This window comes from Streptacidiphilus sp. EB129 (genome assembly GCF_041262645.1).
Classification (GTDB): Bacteria; Actinomycetota; Actinomycetes; order Streptomycetales; family Streptomycetaceae; genus Streptacidiphilus.
The window spans coordinates 90699-105264 of the sequence record NZ_JBGCCS010000005.1 but is presented as its reverse complement, the minus strand read 5'-3'; the positions used below and the strand labels follow the sequence as shown (position 1 = coordinate 105264).

Genomic DNA, 14566 nt, shown 5'->3' with positions numbered 1-14566 from the left:
CCACAGCGTTTAGGGGCTGAGACGTTCATGTCCAGCGCCGGATGGCCCGATGTTCGCGCACAGCGAAATGCCTGCTCGGGCGGAGGCAGGTACGGCGGCGATGGGCACGGCCCGGCAACGACGTTCAGCCCGGGTCGACGTGGGGTGAAGGCCGACGCCCGCCGGCAACGTCAGCCCGGTCGAGGCGGGGTGACTGTGGCCCGTCGACGACGTCAGCCCGGCCGGCCCAGGTACCCCGGCAGCTCGGTCGGCCCGTCCACGGCGCCCCGCTGCGCCAGCCGACGCACCAGGGCGATCAGCTCCATCGGTTCGAACGGCTTGCCGAGATAGCCGTCGACGCCGACCGACTCCCCCCGTTCGAGGTCCAGCTGCGTACACGCGCTGACGATCGCTATCCGCAGATGACTGGTCCGCGGATCCGCCCGCAGCCGCGCCGCGGTGCGCAGCCCGTCCAGCCGCGGCATGACGACGTCGAGGGTGATGACGTCGGGTCGTACCTCATGGACGACGTCCAGGCACTCGGCACCATCGGCCGCGGTCACCACCTCGAACCCCTCAAGTTCCAGGTTGACCCTGATCAGTTGGCGGATCACCTCGCTGTCATCCACCACGAGGACCCGTCCCGACGAGCCGGACATATCACTCAGGGTAGGCGGACGGGTGACTCCCTGTCCCCGCTTTCCCCCGATCCACCCACGGTCGCCCACCAGCCACCGGCCACCACACGGACCCGACCGACTCACCCCACGCGGCGACACGACCGCACGGAAAACCTGTGCACGAGCACCAGCCGAGGACTGGTAGTGTTCACCACGTCGCAAGACAGTGCGCCCCCGTAGCTCAGGGGATAGAGCACCGCCCTCCGGAGGCGGGTGCGTAGGTTCGAATCCTACCGGGGGCACTTCGCAGTAAGCGCCACAAAGGCCCAGGTCGACGGGATGATCCCGTGACTCTGGGCCTTCGTCATGTTCGAGGGCCCATCGGTCATGTGCCCCACCCGACACTGGCTTACTGACGGCCAGCCAGGAGGTCGCCCCAACCTTTGCGAACAGCACCCGAAAAGGCATCGCCCGTTCCCGCCGCAGCCGGAGCCGCGGTCAGAGGATGCGGTCTGGCTGGTCGGGGTGGACGATGCCGACCTGGTGTTCGCCCAGGGCCTCGCGGTGGGCGAGCATGTCGTCCAGGTCGGTGCTCACCACCAGAGTGCGTCCGTGGTGCGCGGCCACGACCATGACGAGGGCGTCCACCACGTCGAAGGACTTCTTCGCGGGCAGCTTGACCGCGCGGCGAGCGCCCCGACCCGTTTGCCGTCTCGCTCGGTGTACCCCGACGAGCACGGCAGGCACGGACGGGCGGAATCGTCCCAGGTCTTGGCGTCGAAGTACGGCGGTCGCGGGTCACGCGCAGCGTAGACCGTGCATCCGGCCCCGGTCAGCGAGTGATGAGGCCGCCGGAGATGTCGGCGGTGAGCCGGTGAGCCTGGAACTGGCGTCGGAGAAGAGGAAGAGGGCCGCGGCAGCGCAGTCCTCGGGAGTGCCAAGGCGGGCCATGGGGTGGCGGGCGGGGACCGTCTGCTGCACCCCCGTCGCGGACGGCGCAGCATCGCTCGCCGGGAGCGTGGTGCGTCAGGGGCGGGAGGGGTTGCGCATCAGGTCGCGCATCTCGGTGAGCAGGTCCAGCTCGGTGGGCGGCTCCTCGATCGGGGGGAGCCCGGCGTTGCGACGCTTGCGGTCGGCCATCGCGTTGAGCGGCGCCACCACGAAGAAGTACAGGGCGGCGGCGATCAGCACAAAGGAGATCAGGGCGTTGATGAACGCGCCGTACCGGAAGAGGCTGTGATTGAGCGTGAAGGTGAGTGCGGAGAAGTCCTGCTTTCCGAAGATCGCGGCGATCAACGGCGTCAGCAGATCGTTGACCAGGCTGTTCACCACCGCGACGAACGCGGCACCCATCACGAACGCGACCGCCAGGTCGATCACGTTTCCCCGCAGGATGAACTTCTTGAACCCGTGCAGCATCGCGGCCTCCTTGATTCACAGCTGCCTCCAGCCTTGATCCATCCGCGCTCAGCGGCTCGCCGGGCAGTCCGAACAGGTGACTGCCCGTCAGCGGTGAGCGGGGTGTGGGCGCGGCGATGCGGGTCTGCGTGCGGCGGGCCCGTCGTCAGTGGGTGACGAGGCCGCCGGAGATGTCGACGGTGAGGCCGGTGAGCCAGGAGCTGGCGTCGGAGAAGAGGAACAGGGCGGCGGCGGCGCAGTCCTCGGGGGTGCCGAGACGGGCGAGGGGGTGGCGGGCGGCGACCGCCTGCTGCACCTCCTCGGGCATCCGGGCGGCGATCTTCTCGGTGCGTACGGTCCCGGGGGCAAGGCAGTTGACGCGGACCCCGCGCGGCCCGGCCTCGGCGGCGAGGTGGCGGGTGAACATCACCACGCCCGCCTTCGCGGCCGCGTAGGCGGCGTTGGCCTGGCTGCTCTGGCGGCCCGCCGCCGAGGACATCGTGACGATCGATCCGTGGCCGCGCTCCAGCATCGAGCCGAGGAAGGTCTGGACGGTGAGGAACGTCGAGGTCAGGTCGGTTTCGATGACCTCGCGCCAGCGCGCCGGGGTGAGCGCCGCGGTGGGGGTCGGGGCACCCATGCCGCCGGCGAAGGCGGCGAGCAGGTCCACCGGACCCAGTTCGGCCTCGACGGTGTCGCGGGCGGCGGCCAGCGCCGCCTCGTCGGTGACATCGGCGAGCACCGCGATCGCCCGTCCGCCGGCCGCGGCGATGCCCCCGACGACCTGGTCGAGGGCGTCCTGGTCGCGGCCCACCACAGCGACGGAGCAGCCGTCGGCGGCCAGCGCCCGCGCGGTCTCCGCACCGATCCCGCGTGAGCCGCCGGTGACGACGGCGACCTTGCCGCCGAGTTCCGCGTAGCTGGAGCTGACCATGTCGATTCTCCCTACCGGTGAGTACCCGACGCCCCGAGTGAGCGCACACTCAGTCTGAGTGAGTGCCCACTCATTCGTCAAGCACCCTGCCTGGTCAGCCGCGCAGCTCGGCACCGACCTCATGCATGTGGCGCAGGCCCTGCCGGTAGGACTCGACCAGCCCGGTCTCGGTGTACGGCAGGCCGAGGGCGGCGCAGTGGGCGCGGATCAGCGGCTGGGCGCGGCGGAGGCTGGGGCGCGGCATGCTCGGGAAGAGGTGGTGGTCGATCTGGTAGTTGAGTCCGCCGAGGAACCAGTCGGTGAGCAGGCCACCCCGGACGTTGCGCGAGGTCAGCACCTGACGGCGGAGGTGGCCCCAGCGGTCACCGTCCGGGTCGGGCATCTCCATGCCCTTGTGGTTGGGGGCGAAGGCGCTCCCCAGGTGCAGGCCGAAGAGTGCGTGGTGCAGCGCGGCGAAGGCCAGCGCGTGCAGCGGGTCCATGGCCACCAGCAGCAGTGCGACGTAGCCGACGGAGTGGGCCGCCAGCAGCACGCCCTCGACCAGCCGCTCGCGCCGGGGCCGGTTCCGCAGGTCCTGGATGCTGGAGACCTTGAGCGCGACGCCTTCGAGCAGCAGCAGCGGGAAGAACAGCGCGGCCTGATGGCGGGTCAGCCAGCGGGCGAATCCGGTGCGTTCTGCGGCCTGGCGCCGGGTCCAGACGAAGGCGCCGACGCCGACGTCGGGATCCTTGTCGACGTGGTTGGGGTTGGCGTGGTGGCGGTTGTGCTTGTCGGTCCACCAGCCGACGCTCATGCCCAGCAGCAGGTTGCCGTGGATCAGGCCCAGCACCCGGTTCACCCGGCGGCTCTCGGCTATCTGCTGATGGCCGGCGTCATGGCCCACGAAGGCGGTACGGGCGCCCAGGACGGCGGTCGGCAGTGCCAGCGCGAGCACCCACCAGGAGCCGCCGAGCAGCAGCACGCCGGCCCAGGTGGCCGCCACCAGCAGTGCGTTCAGCGCGATGCTGCGGGCGTACCAGCCGGTCCTGCGCTCCAGCAGCCCTGCGGCCCGCACGGTCCGCAGCAGCGGGCTGAACTCGCTGGCCTGCGCCCCGTTGGTCGGCGACGCGCCGACCAACGCACCGTCGTCCTCCGCAGCGGCGTCCTCCGCAGCACTGTCCTCCGCAGCACCGTCCGCTGGAGCGTGGTCCGCCGCAGGACCGGTCGCCGCGCCGGCGGTCGCCTCCGTACTGCCGGGGCTCTCGCGGAATGTGCGTGTGCTGACGGCGGCCTGTGGTGGGGGCATCAGGTGTCTCCTGGCTTCTGCGCGGCGTACCGGGCCGGGGTTCCCCGGCCACCCCTGAAACCTATGAACCGGGGCGGGGACGAACCATGGAGTGCCCACCCGGGTGCACCGGGGGTTAGCCCCCTGCTGCGAGCCCCCCATCGGCTCCGCCACCAGCCCGGTAGGGTCGGGTCCTGACGGCTGGGAGAGGAACTGGTGGCGACGCAACAGGCGCGGTACCGGCAGGTGGCGGCGGAGCTGCGCCGGGCCATCGCCGAGGAGATCTACGGGTCCGGCGGGCGACTGCCGAGCGAGAGCGCGCTCGCGGAGCGCTATGCCGTGTCGCGGGGCACCGTACGGCAGGCGCTCGCGGTGCTGCGCAACGACGGTGTGGTCACCTCGCGGCGTGGGACCAGGCGCGTGGTGCTGGACAATCCGCCGCTGCAGGACTTCAGCGAGCTGACGAGCTTCACCGGCTGGGCCAGGTCGCTGGGCGAGCAGCCCGGCGGCAGCGTCGTCCACCAGGAGCGGCGCGCGGCGACCGAGGAGGAGCAGCACCAGCTGCGTCTGGGTCCGGACGGCGAGGTGCTGTGGGTGCTGCGGCTGCGCACGCTCTCGGGCCGTCCGGTGATGGTGGAGCGCACCTCGTACCCCCCGGCGGTCGGGGCCCTGGTGGAGGCCATGCCGACGGAGGCGGTCTCGGTCACCGACCTGCTGGCCCGGCACGGCGTCCTGCTGGTAGACGCCGATCACACCATCGACCTGGTGCACGCCGAGGCGCAGGACGCCGAACTGCTCGGCTGCGCGGCCGGCGCCCCGCTGCTGCGGGAGCGCCGGCGCGCGACCGATCCGGCGGGGGTGCCGGTGGAGTGGTCCGAGGACCGCTACCTGCCCGGCACCGTCGCCTTCACGGTGCACAACTCGTCGGCCTCGACGGTGCTGACCCGCAGCCGGACCGGCGGTGGCGCTACGTCCGCGTCATGACGCCCGGACCGGCGGCGCCTGTGCCGTGATCAGGTCGGCCAGCAGCGGCCGAAAGTGTTCGAACCCGGGCACGGCGAGGTCCGGGTCCTTGGCCGCCTCGTCCCAGCGGCGCAGCCGCACGGCGTCTGCCGCGTAGGGGCCGGCCGCGAAGGCCGTCGCCTGCTCGGGGGTCATCGGGCCGCCCTGGACCGACAGGGTGTGGACCGAAGCCTCGGAGAGCCTGCCGAAGTAGTCGGGCTCGACGGCACAGAGGTAGCGCTTGGCCGCGACATGCAGCCGCACCGGCTCGGTGACGGCCGGTCCGAACCATCCGGCCAGCCACTCTGCCCCGGTGACGCTGTGACGGTTGTCGGTCCCCGACATCAACTCGGCTCCACTGGAACCGCCGTGATGAGCAGTCAGAGTCTCGAAGTGGCCGATGTCATGGAGCAGGGCGGCGGCGACCAGGGACGCGGACGCGCCCTCGCCCTGGGCCAGGAACGCGGCCTGGAGCATGTGCTGGGCCTGGGTGACGGCCTCGCCGAAATACTCGGCGGCGCCCTCTCCGTCGAAGAGCGCGGCCAGGGTGTCCAGCGGATTCACGCCGCGCCTCCCTCGGTCCGGACCTCGCCGGCGCGGACCTCGCCGGCGCAGACCGCTGCCGCCGTCCGGCGGAGCACCGCGCGGGTGCTGTCCAGGGCGTCCAGGTCCGCGTAGCAGCCCTGGAGCCGACGGCTGCCGCCGGCCTCGAACGCGGTACGGGCGTGCAGCAGCCGGACGTTGTCGAAGATGAGGCAGTCGCCCGGCTCCAGCCGGAACTCCAGCTGCCTTCCCGGGCGCTGGAGCAACTCGCCGAAGGCGCGGTAGGCGGCGTAGAACGCGGCGGTCTCGGCCACCGGCAGCCGCAGCGTGCCGATGGAGCGGTTGTTGAAGCGCACCTCGCGGATCCGGCCGCGCGGGTCGACGCCGATCAGCGGCCGGTCGGCGCGCAGCTCGGTCTCCCCGTCGGCGAAGCGGAACGGCACCGGGGTGCGGGTAAGCACGGCGAAGCCCTCCGGGTCCTCCGCCCGGAACAGCGCCGCCGCCGCGAAGCCGTCGACCAGGCCGGAGTCGCCCCCGGGCGAGCTGTTGTCGAGACAGTGCAGCAGTTGCAGCGTGGGCACCGGGTCGCGGTAGGGGTTGTCGGTGTGCGGGGTGATCGCGACGCTGGTGAAGGCCAGGTTGTTCGGCTGCTCCTCGACCCGCACCTCGAAGATCCGGCCGTAGTTGGTCTCCCGGACGTAGCCGAAGGTCTCGGTGACGGCCAGTACCTGGCCCTCGCGCACCGGCACGTCGCGCAGCAGCGCGAAGCCCAGGCGGGCGACCGAGTCCAGCAGCCGCAGCCGCTCGGCCGGGTCGGCGAGGTAGTCGGCCCAGCGGGCCTCGGGCAGCCGGTCGGCCAGGTCGGGGGCGGTCCACAGCTGCTTGGCGTCCTCGGTGCGCCCGTCGCCGTGGTCGGACCGGGCAGCGGGGTCGGTCCGCTCGCCGGCTTCAGCGGCAGTGCCGGCGTCGGCAACGTCGTCGGCACCGACGAAGGCCGCCGTGCCGCCGAGCCAGTCGGCGCCGTAGCGGGAGCGGTGGCCGTCCGGGAGCCAGTGCACCTCGTGGACGGTGCGGCCGTTCCACTCGACGGTCTGCTCGGAGCCGACGGCCAGGTCGGCGGGCAGATCGGTGATCTGGAACAGCTTCTGGCCGGTCGCCGGATCACGGCATTCGCCGCAGTCGCAGTTGTCGCGCAGCCAGACGGGCGGGAACTCGGTCAACGGCGGGTGGAGCGGCGCGGTGGTCACAGTGCCTCCAGGATCGAGATGACGCTCTCTGCAAAGTTGTATAGCCAACTTTTCCTAGGAGGAACCTGCCAGCGAAGAATGGCGCGCGGATGTGGGGTCGATGGCCGACGGGTGTCGCACGCACGGCGAAGCGGTGTCGGTCCGCCAGGGAAGCAGCGTGTGCGAACGGCGCTGGCATGATGGGCAGCGTGCAGATCAGCCACGCCAGCCTGCCCAGTCCCGACGCCGCCACGAACGAGGACTTCGTCATCGCCTCGGAGTGCTTCGTGGCGGTCCTCGACGGCGCGACCGCCAGCGGACTGCCCAGCGGCTGCGTCCACGACGTCGCCTGGCTGGCACGCCGGCTCGGCGGCCGGCTGGCACTCGCCCTGATCGAGGAGCCCGGACTGCCCCTGCGCGAGGCCCTGCGCACCGGCATCGTCGGCACCGCCGCACTGCACGGCAGCGGCTGCGATCTGCGGAACCCGGACAGCCCGTCGAGCACGGTGGCGGTCGCCCGCGAGCACGAGGGCATGCTGGACTTCCTGGTTCTGGCGGACTCGCCGGTGGTGGTCGAGACCGTGGACGACGAGGTGATCGTCCTGCATGACGACCGGGTCGACCGGCTGCCCGCCTACGACCGGGAGTCGGTGAGCCGGCTGCGCAACAGCGACGCGGGCTTCTGGGTCGCCGGGGCGCGGCCGGAGGCCGCCGACCGGGCACTGGTGCGGAGCCTGCCCAGTGCGGGGGTGCGGCGATTCGCGGTGGTCACCGACGGGGTGTCCCGGCTGGTCGAGCGCTACGGGTGGAGCTGGGGACAGCTGCTGGACGCCCTGGAGAAGCAGGGCCCGGCCGCAGTGGTGCAGGCCGTACGCGAGGCCGAACTGGCCACGCCGGCCGGCCGGTACGGCGGCAAGCGCCACGACGACGCGACGGCGGCCTTCGCCGTCCCGGGCGCCGGACCCCGCCCGTAGCGGCTGGCGCGGCGAACCGGCTGGGTTCATCCTCTGGCTCGGCGGCCATCTCTGACGTACCGTCAGATGCTGCTGATCCCAGGGAGGTCCCCCCGTGTCCCGACGCCCGGCCGCGCAGCGGCCCGTCCCGCTGGACGAGTACCCGGTGCACCAGGTGCCGCTGTCCATGCGCCACGTCGCCACCGGCGACCGCAACGCCTACGACCGCTGCATCTTCCACGTCTTCGACCACAGCGGCCGGGCGCTGCTCATCGCCGGCCTGGGCGTCTACCCCAACACCGGGGTCATCGACGCCTATGCGACCCTCAGGACCGGCGGCAGGCTGCACGCCGTTCGGGCCTCGGACGCGCTGGGCGACGACCGGATGCAGCTGCGGGTGGGACCGTTGCGGATCGAGGTTCAGCACCCGCTGCGGCGACTGCGGCTGGTCTGCGAGCCGGAGCCGGACGACGGCCGGGGTCACGAAGGCGAGCAGGGGCAGGGCCTCAGCTTCGACCTGACCTGGGAGGCGGCATTCCCCGCCCTGTGGGAACCGCACCACGTCGCCCGTACCGGCGACCGGCTGACGCTGGAGGGGCGCCGCTTCGTCCAGGCCGGCACCGCGAGCGGGACCATCCGCGCCGACGGGGTGGAGCACACCGTCACCCCCGCCGACTGGACCGGAACCCGGGACCGCAGCTGGGGCGTGCGCCCCATCCCCGGGGAGCAGCCCGGGCGCGCGGCCGAGGAGCAGCGGCCCGAGGGCTTCCACTGGGTCTGGTGCCCCATCAGGTTCCAGGACCGCTTCGTGATGGTGCTGCTGCAGGAGGACGCCGACGGCTTCCGGACGCTGAGCGACGCGGTGCTGGTGCACCCGCACTCCGATGCGCAGGACGCGCCGGCTCGCCCGGACGAGCAGCTCGGCTGGCCGTATGTCGACATCGACTACACGCCGGGGACGCGGACTCCGCGGGCGGCGGTGATCCACCTCACCGACTCCGCCCGCAAGCAGCTGGACATCCACGCTGAGGTGCTGACCAGCAGCCCGCTGGCGGTCGGCGCCGGATATCCACCCGCGCAGGGATGGCAGCACGGGACCTGGCAGGGGCGCGACTGGAGCGAGCGGCTGGTCTACCGGCTCGACGACCCCGCCGACCCCGCGCACGCCGCCGTCGCGAGCGCGATCGCGTACGGGGTGACCGATCACGCGGCGCGCTTCACCCTCGACGGGGAGGTCGGGTACGGGATCTTCGAGCACGGCAGCTTCGGGCGCCACGACCCCAGCGGATTCACCGACTTCTCCTCCGTCGCGCCCTGAACCCCCGCCCGAGCGGTCCGCCGGCCCGAGCCCGTCCCACCCGTCCGCACCTCGCCGCCCACCGCCGCTACGGAGGCCAGCCGATGGCGACACCCAGCACCCCTCGCCCGCGTACCACCACCCGCGACCCCGCCGTCCTCGAACAGCGGCTCGCCGCCTGGGTCGACGCCGGGGAGCCGGGGGCCCGGATCGGCGGGCTCAGCGTGCCGCCGTCCAACGGCATGTCCAGCGACACGGTGCTGTTCGACCTGCTCCCGCCCGGTGGCGGACCCGCGCGGCCGTGCGTGCTGCGGCTGGCCCCCGACCCGGACGCCTACGCGGTCTTCCCCGTGTACGACATGGAACGGCAGTACCGGACCATCCGGCTCGTCGCGGAGCGGACGAAGGTGCCGGTCCCCCGGCTGCTGCGACTGGAGACCGATCCCGGGCCACTCGGGGCGCCCGGGTTCCTGATGGAGCGGGTGGAGGGACGGGTGCCACCGGACGTGATGCCGTACACCTACGGCGGCAACTGGCTGTTCGAGGCCGGCGCGGCGGATCGCGCCTCACTGGAGCAGGCGACGGTGGAGGTGCTGGCCGAGCTGCACACGGTCGCGGCCGACGAGGCGACGTCGTTCCTCACCCCCGGTCGCAGCAGTACGAGCAGCGTTACTGGTGGCGGTACGGATGGCGGTACGGGTGGCGATGCGAACGGCGGTACGCCTGCGGTCGGGTACGTCGCCGGTGACGCGTTGCGGCGGCACGTCGAGGAGCAGCACGCGTACTACACCTTCGTGGTGGCCGGCCGCCCGCGCTCACCGCTGATCGAGCGGGCCTTCGCCCGGCTGGAGGAGCTGTGGCCGGAGGACAGCGGCCCCACCGTGCTGAGCTGGGGTGACGCCAGGATCGGGAACATCCTCTACCAGGGCTTCACCCCGGCTGCCGTGCTCGACTGGGAGATGGCCTCACTCGGTCCGCGCGAGCTGGACCTGGCCTGGCTGATCTTCCTGCACCGCTTCTTCCAGGACCTCACCGAGGGCTCCGGACAGCCCGGCATGCCGGACTTCCTCGACCGCGGGCGCACCTGCGCCCGCTACGCCGAGGCCACCGGCCACCCGCCGCGCGACATGGACTTCCACCTCCTGTACGCGGCACTGCGGCATGCCGTGGTGATGCTCAGGATCGGCTACCGGCAGCTGCACTACGGCGAGACGGCCGCGCCCGCCGACCCGGACCAACTGATCCTGCACCGGGCCACCCTGGAGGCGATGGTCGAGGACCGCTACTGGCAGGGGATGTGACCAGCCGTCAGAGCGCCACCGCCCGCGCCGCCGTCAGCTCGTAGCCGAGGGTCAGCGTACGGCGCTCGTCCGGGGCGAGGCCGAGCTCGTAGCGGACTATGCCGTCGGCGTCGGTGGCGTCGGGCTGCGGAGCACAGCGCTCCTTGTCGAGACGGACCTCGACCGCCGAGATCTCGGACACCGGCAGCCGCTCGCGCACGGTGACGGTGACCGGCGGGGCATCCGGAGGGGCGAAGCGGGAGACCGACAGCCGCACGGTGCGGCGGATCACCGTCCGTCCGCTGATCGTCGCGGTGTCGCGGGACTCCTCGACGCTGCGGACGATCCGGAAGGTGTCCTCGCTGCCGAAGGACAGCTCCACCGGCGCGCCCTCGGCGGTGAAGCGCAGCTCGCCCCGGCCCACGAAACCGCTGCCGCGCACCAGTTCCACCGGGCCGGAGAGCAGCACCTGACCCGTGCCGTTGCTGAACCGGACGGTCTGGGTGACCAGCGTGGACAGCTCCGGCGCGGCGGAGTACCCGGTGCGGACCGGCAGCGTCGAGGACCCGAGGCCGATCCGGTGCGGACGGCCGTCCGAGCGCAGCGTGACCGGGTCGGGGACGGTCAGCAGGCGGGCCTCGCCGCCGTCGTCGACGCCCGGGAGCGGCGCGCCGCCTCCGGTCGGCCGGTCCGAGGCGTCGTCGACCGGACCCACGGTCTGGATGTCCACCTCACGCAGGTCCACCTCGATGGTGCGGCGTTCCTGCGGCGTCCGGTCCACCAGGCGCAGGACGTCCTCGGCGAGCTGCGGGGGTTCGGCGGCGAGGGTGGTGCGCGCGGTGGACAGTGCCACCCGCACCCGGGACCAGTCCTCGCCGGTGCGCTGCCAGGCGACGGCCTCGCGTTCCAGCAGGAGCGACGTCCCCTCCGCGGCGAGGGTCGCCCGGTAGGCGGGCCGCCACAGCGCGCAGGGGGTGAGGTGCAGCACCCGCAGTGATGCCCCGGCCGCGGGCTGCGCCGCCTCGATCACCACCTCGACGAAGGCCGAGAGAACCAGCGGCCGCTCCTCGGCCTCGTCCCGGGCCCGGGTCGCCTCGGCGAGTTCGGTACGCAGCCGGGCCATCAGCCGCGTCGCGACCCGGAGTTCCTCGCCGTGACGGAACCGGGCGTCCTCGGCCCGGTCCAGCTGCGCCGTCCAGCGCTCCGGGTCGGCCTCGCCCGCCCCGGAGCCCTCGGCGATCTCCCGGTACAGGTCGGCGACCAGCTGGTCCAGGATGGCGACACGGCTGGCCAGCCGCGCGCAGTCGGCCTTGACCCGGAGGATGCGCTCGTCGAGTTCATGGATGCGGTGCTGCAGCTCGGACGCCGCCGGGTCGGGGCCACCGGCCGGTGGCGGGGTGTAGAGCCGGACCAGGCGGACGTCCAGGACGCTCGCCGTCGGTGCGTTCAGCAGTTCCGCGCGCAGCGAGCGGTCCACCGCGAGCGGGCTGACCGGGCCGAACCGCAGCTTCTGGACGCCGCCGCCGAGGTCGAGCACGGCCAGGCGCTCGACCTCGGCACGGTCCTCCAGCAGGGTGACCGCCGTGACCGGGAGCAGGGTGGCCGGAGGCGGGGTGACCGCGTCGTCCGAAGGGGCGGCGCTCTCCGGAAGGGCGCCGGGCAGGGTGCCGGCCGGGTCGTCCGTGTGGGCCGTGTCGTCCGCCATGGTCAGTGCCTCCGGTTTCCGTCGGACAGGGCCTTCGCGGCCGGGATGCGGATGTCGAAGCCGCCGGAGAGCCGGGTGGTGGCGCGCGGCTCCAGGGTGACCAGCCAGACGCGCATCCCGCGCCGGTGCGTCACGTCCTGTTCCGGCGGGACGGCGGTCCACGGCGGGGTGGCCGCCTGCTCGTCGACCCTGGCGTCCTTGTCATCGCTGACCGGCACCCGCTCGCGGACCTCGACGGTGACCGGGTGACCGAGCCGGTTCGCGAGCTCGACCTCGACGCGGTGCTCCAGCACCAGCGTTCCGTTGCGGAGCCCCGCCGTGGTCTCCCGCATCTGGGTGTTCCGCGCGACCTGGATGCCCTCGACCACACCGATGCCGACCCGGCGGCTCTGGCCCGGGGCCAGGGTCGGCAGTTGGGTGGTCATCAGGTAGTCGCCGTCCAGGGAGACCTCGGCCGGACCGGCGAGCAGCGCGTGCCCACTGGTGTTGCCGACGCGCACCGCCGCGTAGACCCGCGGGTCGGCGGAGGGCACGCAGACGTGCTCGGGCGCGAGGGTGACCGGGAAGGCCTGGACCGGGACGGTGTGCCAGCCCCCGTCCGCCGGGACGTCCACGGGGGCGGCGGTGTCGTAGCGGTAGTCGAAGGAACCGGCGGAGAACCGGACCGGCGAGCAGTGCTCGGGAAGAGCGAGTCCGGCCACGGACTCGGCGCGGCGTACGTATTCGACGGTGACCGCGTCCAGCCCGGCCGACGCGGGGAGCAGCCGGCCGCGCTCGCCCCGCGTTCCGTCCGCCCCGGTGACCGCGAGGTCGTTGAAGTCGCGTGGGGGCTCCGCGAGTTGCTGGAACTGACGCGGCGGCGGCCCCGACGGCGGCGGCGCGGCGGCCATCAGCGCCTGGGGGACCATGTCCTCGGCGACGGCACCACGCGCCACTCCACGTGCGGCTCCGCCGACGGCGAAGGGTGCCGCACCCGGCGCACCCGGTGCGGCACCGTAGCCGCTCGGCACCGGCGCCGAAGCGTAGGCCGCGGGCTGCGGTGCCGACGGCACCGGCTGCGCGGAACCGGGCCCGGCAGCCCGGGATGCGCGCCTGGCGACACCGGCTGATCTGACGGTGCCGGCACCCGCGTCGGCGCTGGCCTCGATGTCGGCACTGGCACTGGCACCGGCGACCTCCGGTGCTCCGCCCAGGAGCTGCCACTCCTGGTGCGCCCGTGCTGCGGCGACGGTGCGCGGCACGGGCTGCGCGCCCAGGAAAGCGTCATAGCCCGCGAACAACTCCGGGAGGCCCGACGGCGGTTCGCGGTGCGCCGGCGCGGGTTGCTCCGCCTGCCGCCGTCCGATCCGCAGCGAGCGCAGCTCCGGTGCGTCGGTCCGTCGCCGCAGGTCGGCGGTGGAGAGACCGAGCCGCACGCCGCGCCAGTCCTCGCCGGTGCGCTGCGCGATCACCGCCCGCATGGCCAGGGTGGCACCGGGGGCGTCGCCGTGGATGCCGGTCAGTCTGAGGTCGTAGACCGGCGCCCAGGTCGCCCCGGGGACGCCGTACTCCAGCTCCAACTCCAGCTCGACCCCGGGCTCGGCCGCCGACCCGGCCTCGGGCGAGGGCTCGGGTCCGGGCAAGGGCTGGGGTCCGGGCGAGGGCTCGGGTCCGGTCAAATGCTCCGCGCCGAGATCCAGGGTGACCAGCACGCTGCTGGTGGTGCGAACCGTCTGCGTGGGCAGTGCCCCCGACGCCTCGCGCAGCCGTCTGCGGGCGATCTCCACCCGCTGGTCGGCCTCGGTGCGGGCGTCGCCGGCAGAGATCAACCGGCCGTGCAGCGCGTCGAGCCGGCTGTCGACGAACTCGGCCAGCGTCAGCAGTGCCTCGGCGGGGGCGAGGCGGTGCGGATCGCCCCGACGTGTGGGCGGCGGCACCGCCCGTACCCCGGCGACCCGTTCCACCTGCTCGGCCAGGGCGCTCTGGACGGCCCGGGCGGCGTCGGCGGCCTCCTCGGCGGCGTCCAGCGCGCGCTGCAGCGGCGCGAGGTCGGCGGGCTCGGAGATGTCCGCGGCGACCTCGCGCCGCACGTCGACCACCCGGCTGCCGGCCGGACCGCCGTCGATCCGGGCGCGCAGGCTGCGGGCGTCCATCGTCAGCGGCAGCCCGTCCAGCCGCAGCCGGATCCGGCGGTCCGGCCGCGCGCCGAGGCGCACCCGGGCCCGCCGGGTGCACAGCGCGCCCGAGGCGTACACCACCACGGAGTGGAGTACCGAGCTGGTGGTGAGCGGTGCGGGCATGGCCCCTCCCTGGCGGAGTCGTCGGGGCCACGTTAGACGACCCCGCCGACAATCCTCAGCCGTCTGCGTGGATCTTCCGCGCCGGT

The 14566-nt window shown here is 73.2% G+C and carries 13 protein-coding genes, 1 tRNA gene and 1 pseudogene; 5 read left to right on the top strand and 10 right to left on the bottom strand.

The annotated features are described in order from the left end of the window. Positions 1-212 precede the first annotated feature (212 nt). Entirely contained in the window at positions 213-638 is a 426-nt protein-coding gene (locus ABH925_RS08295) for a response regulator (RefSeq protein WP_370146485.1), read from the bottom strand. Positions 639-829: 191 nt separating this feature from the next. Here ABH925_RS08295 and ABH925_RS08290 point away from each other — a divergent pair. Next, positions 830-901: transfer RNA gene (locus ABH925_RS08290), tRNA-Arg, on the top strand. Positions 902-1097: 196 nt separating this feature from the next. On the opposite strand, the gene ABH925_RS08285 is transcribed toward ABH925_RS08290, so the two are convergent. The 5 genes and pseudogenes from ABH925_RS08285 to ABH925_RS08265 all read right to left on the bottom strand — a co-directional run bounded on the left by ABH925_RS08285 (position 1098) and on the right by ABH925_RS08265 (position 4216). Next, entirely contained in the window at positions 1098-1250 is a 153-nt protein-coding gene (locus tag ABH925_RS08285) for a hypothetical protein (RefSeq protein WP_370146484.1), read from the bottom strand. A 147-nt stretch (positions 1251-1397) separates the two neighbouring features. Then, positions 1398-1601: pseudogene (locus ABH925_RS08280) on the bottom strand (SDR family oxidoreductase); the annotation flags it as partial. A 24-nt stretch (positions 1602-1625) separates the two neighbouring features. Next, entirely contained in the window at positions 1626-2018 is a 393-nt protein-coding gene (gene mscL / locus ABH925_RS08275) for a large conductance mechanosensitive channel protein MscL (protein ID WP_370146482.1), read from the bottom strand. Between the two features lie 145 nt (positions 2019-2163). Further along, positions 2164-2931, bottom strand: coding sequence for an SDR family NAD(P)-dependent oxidoreductase (locus ABH925_RS08270; protein ID WP_370146481.1), 768 nt, complete (start codon positions 2929-2931; stop codon positions 2164-2166). 94 nt (positions 2932-3025) lie between these two features. Continuing rightward, positions 3026-4216, bottom strand: coding sequence for a fatty acid desaturase (locus tag ABH925_RS08265; protein WP_370146479.1), 1191 nt, complete (start codon positions 4214-4216; stop codon positions 3026-3028). 195 nt (positions 4217-4411) lie between these two features. On the opposite strand from ABH925_RS08265, the gene ABH925_RS08260 reads away from it, so the two are divergent. Continuing rightward, positions 4412-5179 (top strand): GntR family transcriptional regulator, encoded by a 768-nt coding sequence (locus tag ABH925_RS08260; RefSeq protein ID WP_370146478.1) that lies wholly within the window; start codon positions 4412-4414, stop codon positions 5177-5179. Here ABH925_RS08260 and ABH925_RS08255 read toward each other — a convergent pair. Together ABH925_RS08255 and ABH925_RS08250 are read right to left on the bottom strand one after the other, a co-directional pair. Next, the gene (locus ABH925_RS08255) at positions 5174-5761 is read right to left on the bottom strand and encodes a phosphonate degradation HD-domain oxygenase (RefSeq protein ID WP_370146477.1); all 588 of its coding nucleotides are present in this window, start codon (positions 5759-5761) and stop codon (positions 5174-5176) included. The two genes, ABH925_RS08260 and ABH925_RS08255, sit on opposite strands and share 6 nt — an antisense overlap. Continuing rightward, a complete protein-coding gene (locus ABH925_RS08250; protein ID WP_370146476.1) occupies positions 5758-6987 on the bottom strand; it encodes a TauD/TfdA family dioxygenase in 1230 nt (409 codons plus the stop codon). The genes ABH925_RS08255 and ABH925_RS08250 overlap by 4 nt, the downstream gene beginning before the upstream one ends. Before the next feature lie 188 nt (positions 6988-7175). Here ABH925_RS08250 and ABH925_RS08245 point away from each other — a divergent pair, with 188 nt between their 5' ends. The 3 genes from ABH925_RS08245 to ABH925_RS08235 all read left to right on the top strand — a co-directional run bounded on the left by ABH925_RS08245 (position 7176) and on the right by ABH925_RS08235 (position 10517). Beyond that, on the top strand, positions 7176-7940 hold the full coding sequence (locus ABH925_RS08245; protein WP_370146475.1) for a protein phosphatase 2C domain-containing protein: 765 nt from the start codon (positions 7176-7178) through the stop codon (positions 7938-7940). 166 nt (positions 7941-8106) lie between these two features. After that, positions 8107-9237 (top strand): hypothetical protein, encoded by a 1131-nt coding sequence (locus ABH925_RS08240; RefSeq protein ID WP_370146806.1) that lies wholly within the window; start codon positions 8107-8109, stop codon positions 9235-9237. 83 nt (positions 9238-9320) lie between these two features. Next, positions 9321-10517 (top strand): phosphotransferase family protein, encoded by a 1197-nt coding sequence (locus ABH925_RS08235; protein WP_370146474.1) that lies wholly within the window; start codon positions 9321-9323, stop codon positions 10515-10517. A 7-nt stretch (positions 10518-10524) separates the two neighbouring features. On the opposite strand, the gene ABH925_RS08230 is transcribed toward ABH925_RS08235, so the two are convergent. After that, the gene (locus ABH925_RS08230; RefSeq protein WP_370146473.1) at positions 10525-12201 is read right to left on the bottom strand and encodes a mucoidy inhibitor MuiA family protein; all 1677 of its coding nucleotides are present in this window, start codon (positions 12199-12201) and stop codon (positions 10525-10527) included. Positions 12202-12203: 2 nt separating this feature from the next. Beyond that, entirely contained in the window at positions 12204-14480 is a 2277-nt protein-coding gene (locus ABH925_RS08225; protein ID WP_370146472.1) for a DUF4139 domain-containing protein, read from the bottom strand. Positions 14481-14566: the final 86 nt, after the last annotated feature.

Bases quoted from the DNA above. Each gene is read 5' to 3' on its own strand.
- ABH925_RS08295 (WP_370146485.1), bottom strand. From the start codon at position 638: ATGTCCGGCTCGTCGGGACGGGTCCTCGTGGTGGATGACAGCGAGGTG.
- mscL (WP_370146482.1), bottom strand. From the start codon at position 2,018: ATGCTGCACGGGTTCAAGAAGTTCATCCTGCGGGGAAACGTGATCGAC.
- ABH925_RS08270 (WP_370146481.1), bottom strand. From the start codon at position 2,931: ATGGTCAGCTCCAGCTACGCGGAACTCGGCGGCAAGGTCGCCGTCGTC.
- ABH925_RS08265 (WP_370146479.1), bottom strand. From the start codon at position 4,216: ATGCCCCCACCACAGGCCGCCGTCAGCACACGCACATTCCGCGAGAGC.
- ABH925_RS08240 (WP_370146806.1), top strand. From the start codon at position 8,107: ATGCGCCACGTCGCCACCGGCGACCGCAACGCCTACGACCGCTGCATC.
- ABH925_RS08235 (WP_370146474.1), top strand. From the start codon at position 9,321: ATGGCGACACCCAGCACCCCTCGCCCGCGTACCACCACCCGCGACCCC.
- ABH925_RS08230 (WP_370146473.1), bottom strand. From the start codon at position 12,201: ATGGCGGACGACACGGCCCACACGGACGACCCGGCCGGCACCCTGCCC.
- ABH925_RS08225 (WP_370146472.1), bottom strand. From the start codon at position 14,480: ATGCCCGCACCGCTCACCACCAGCTCGGTACTCCACTCCGTGGTGGTG.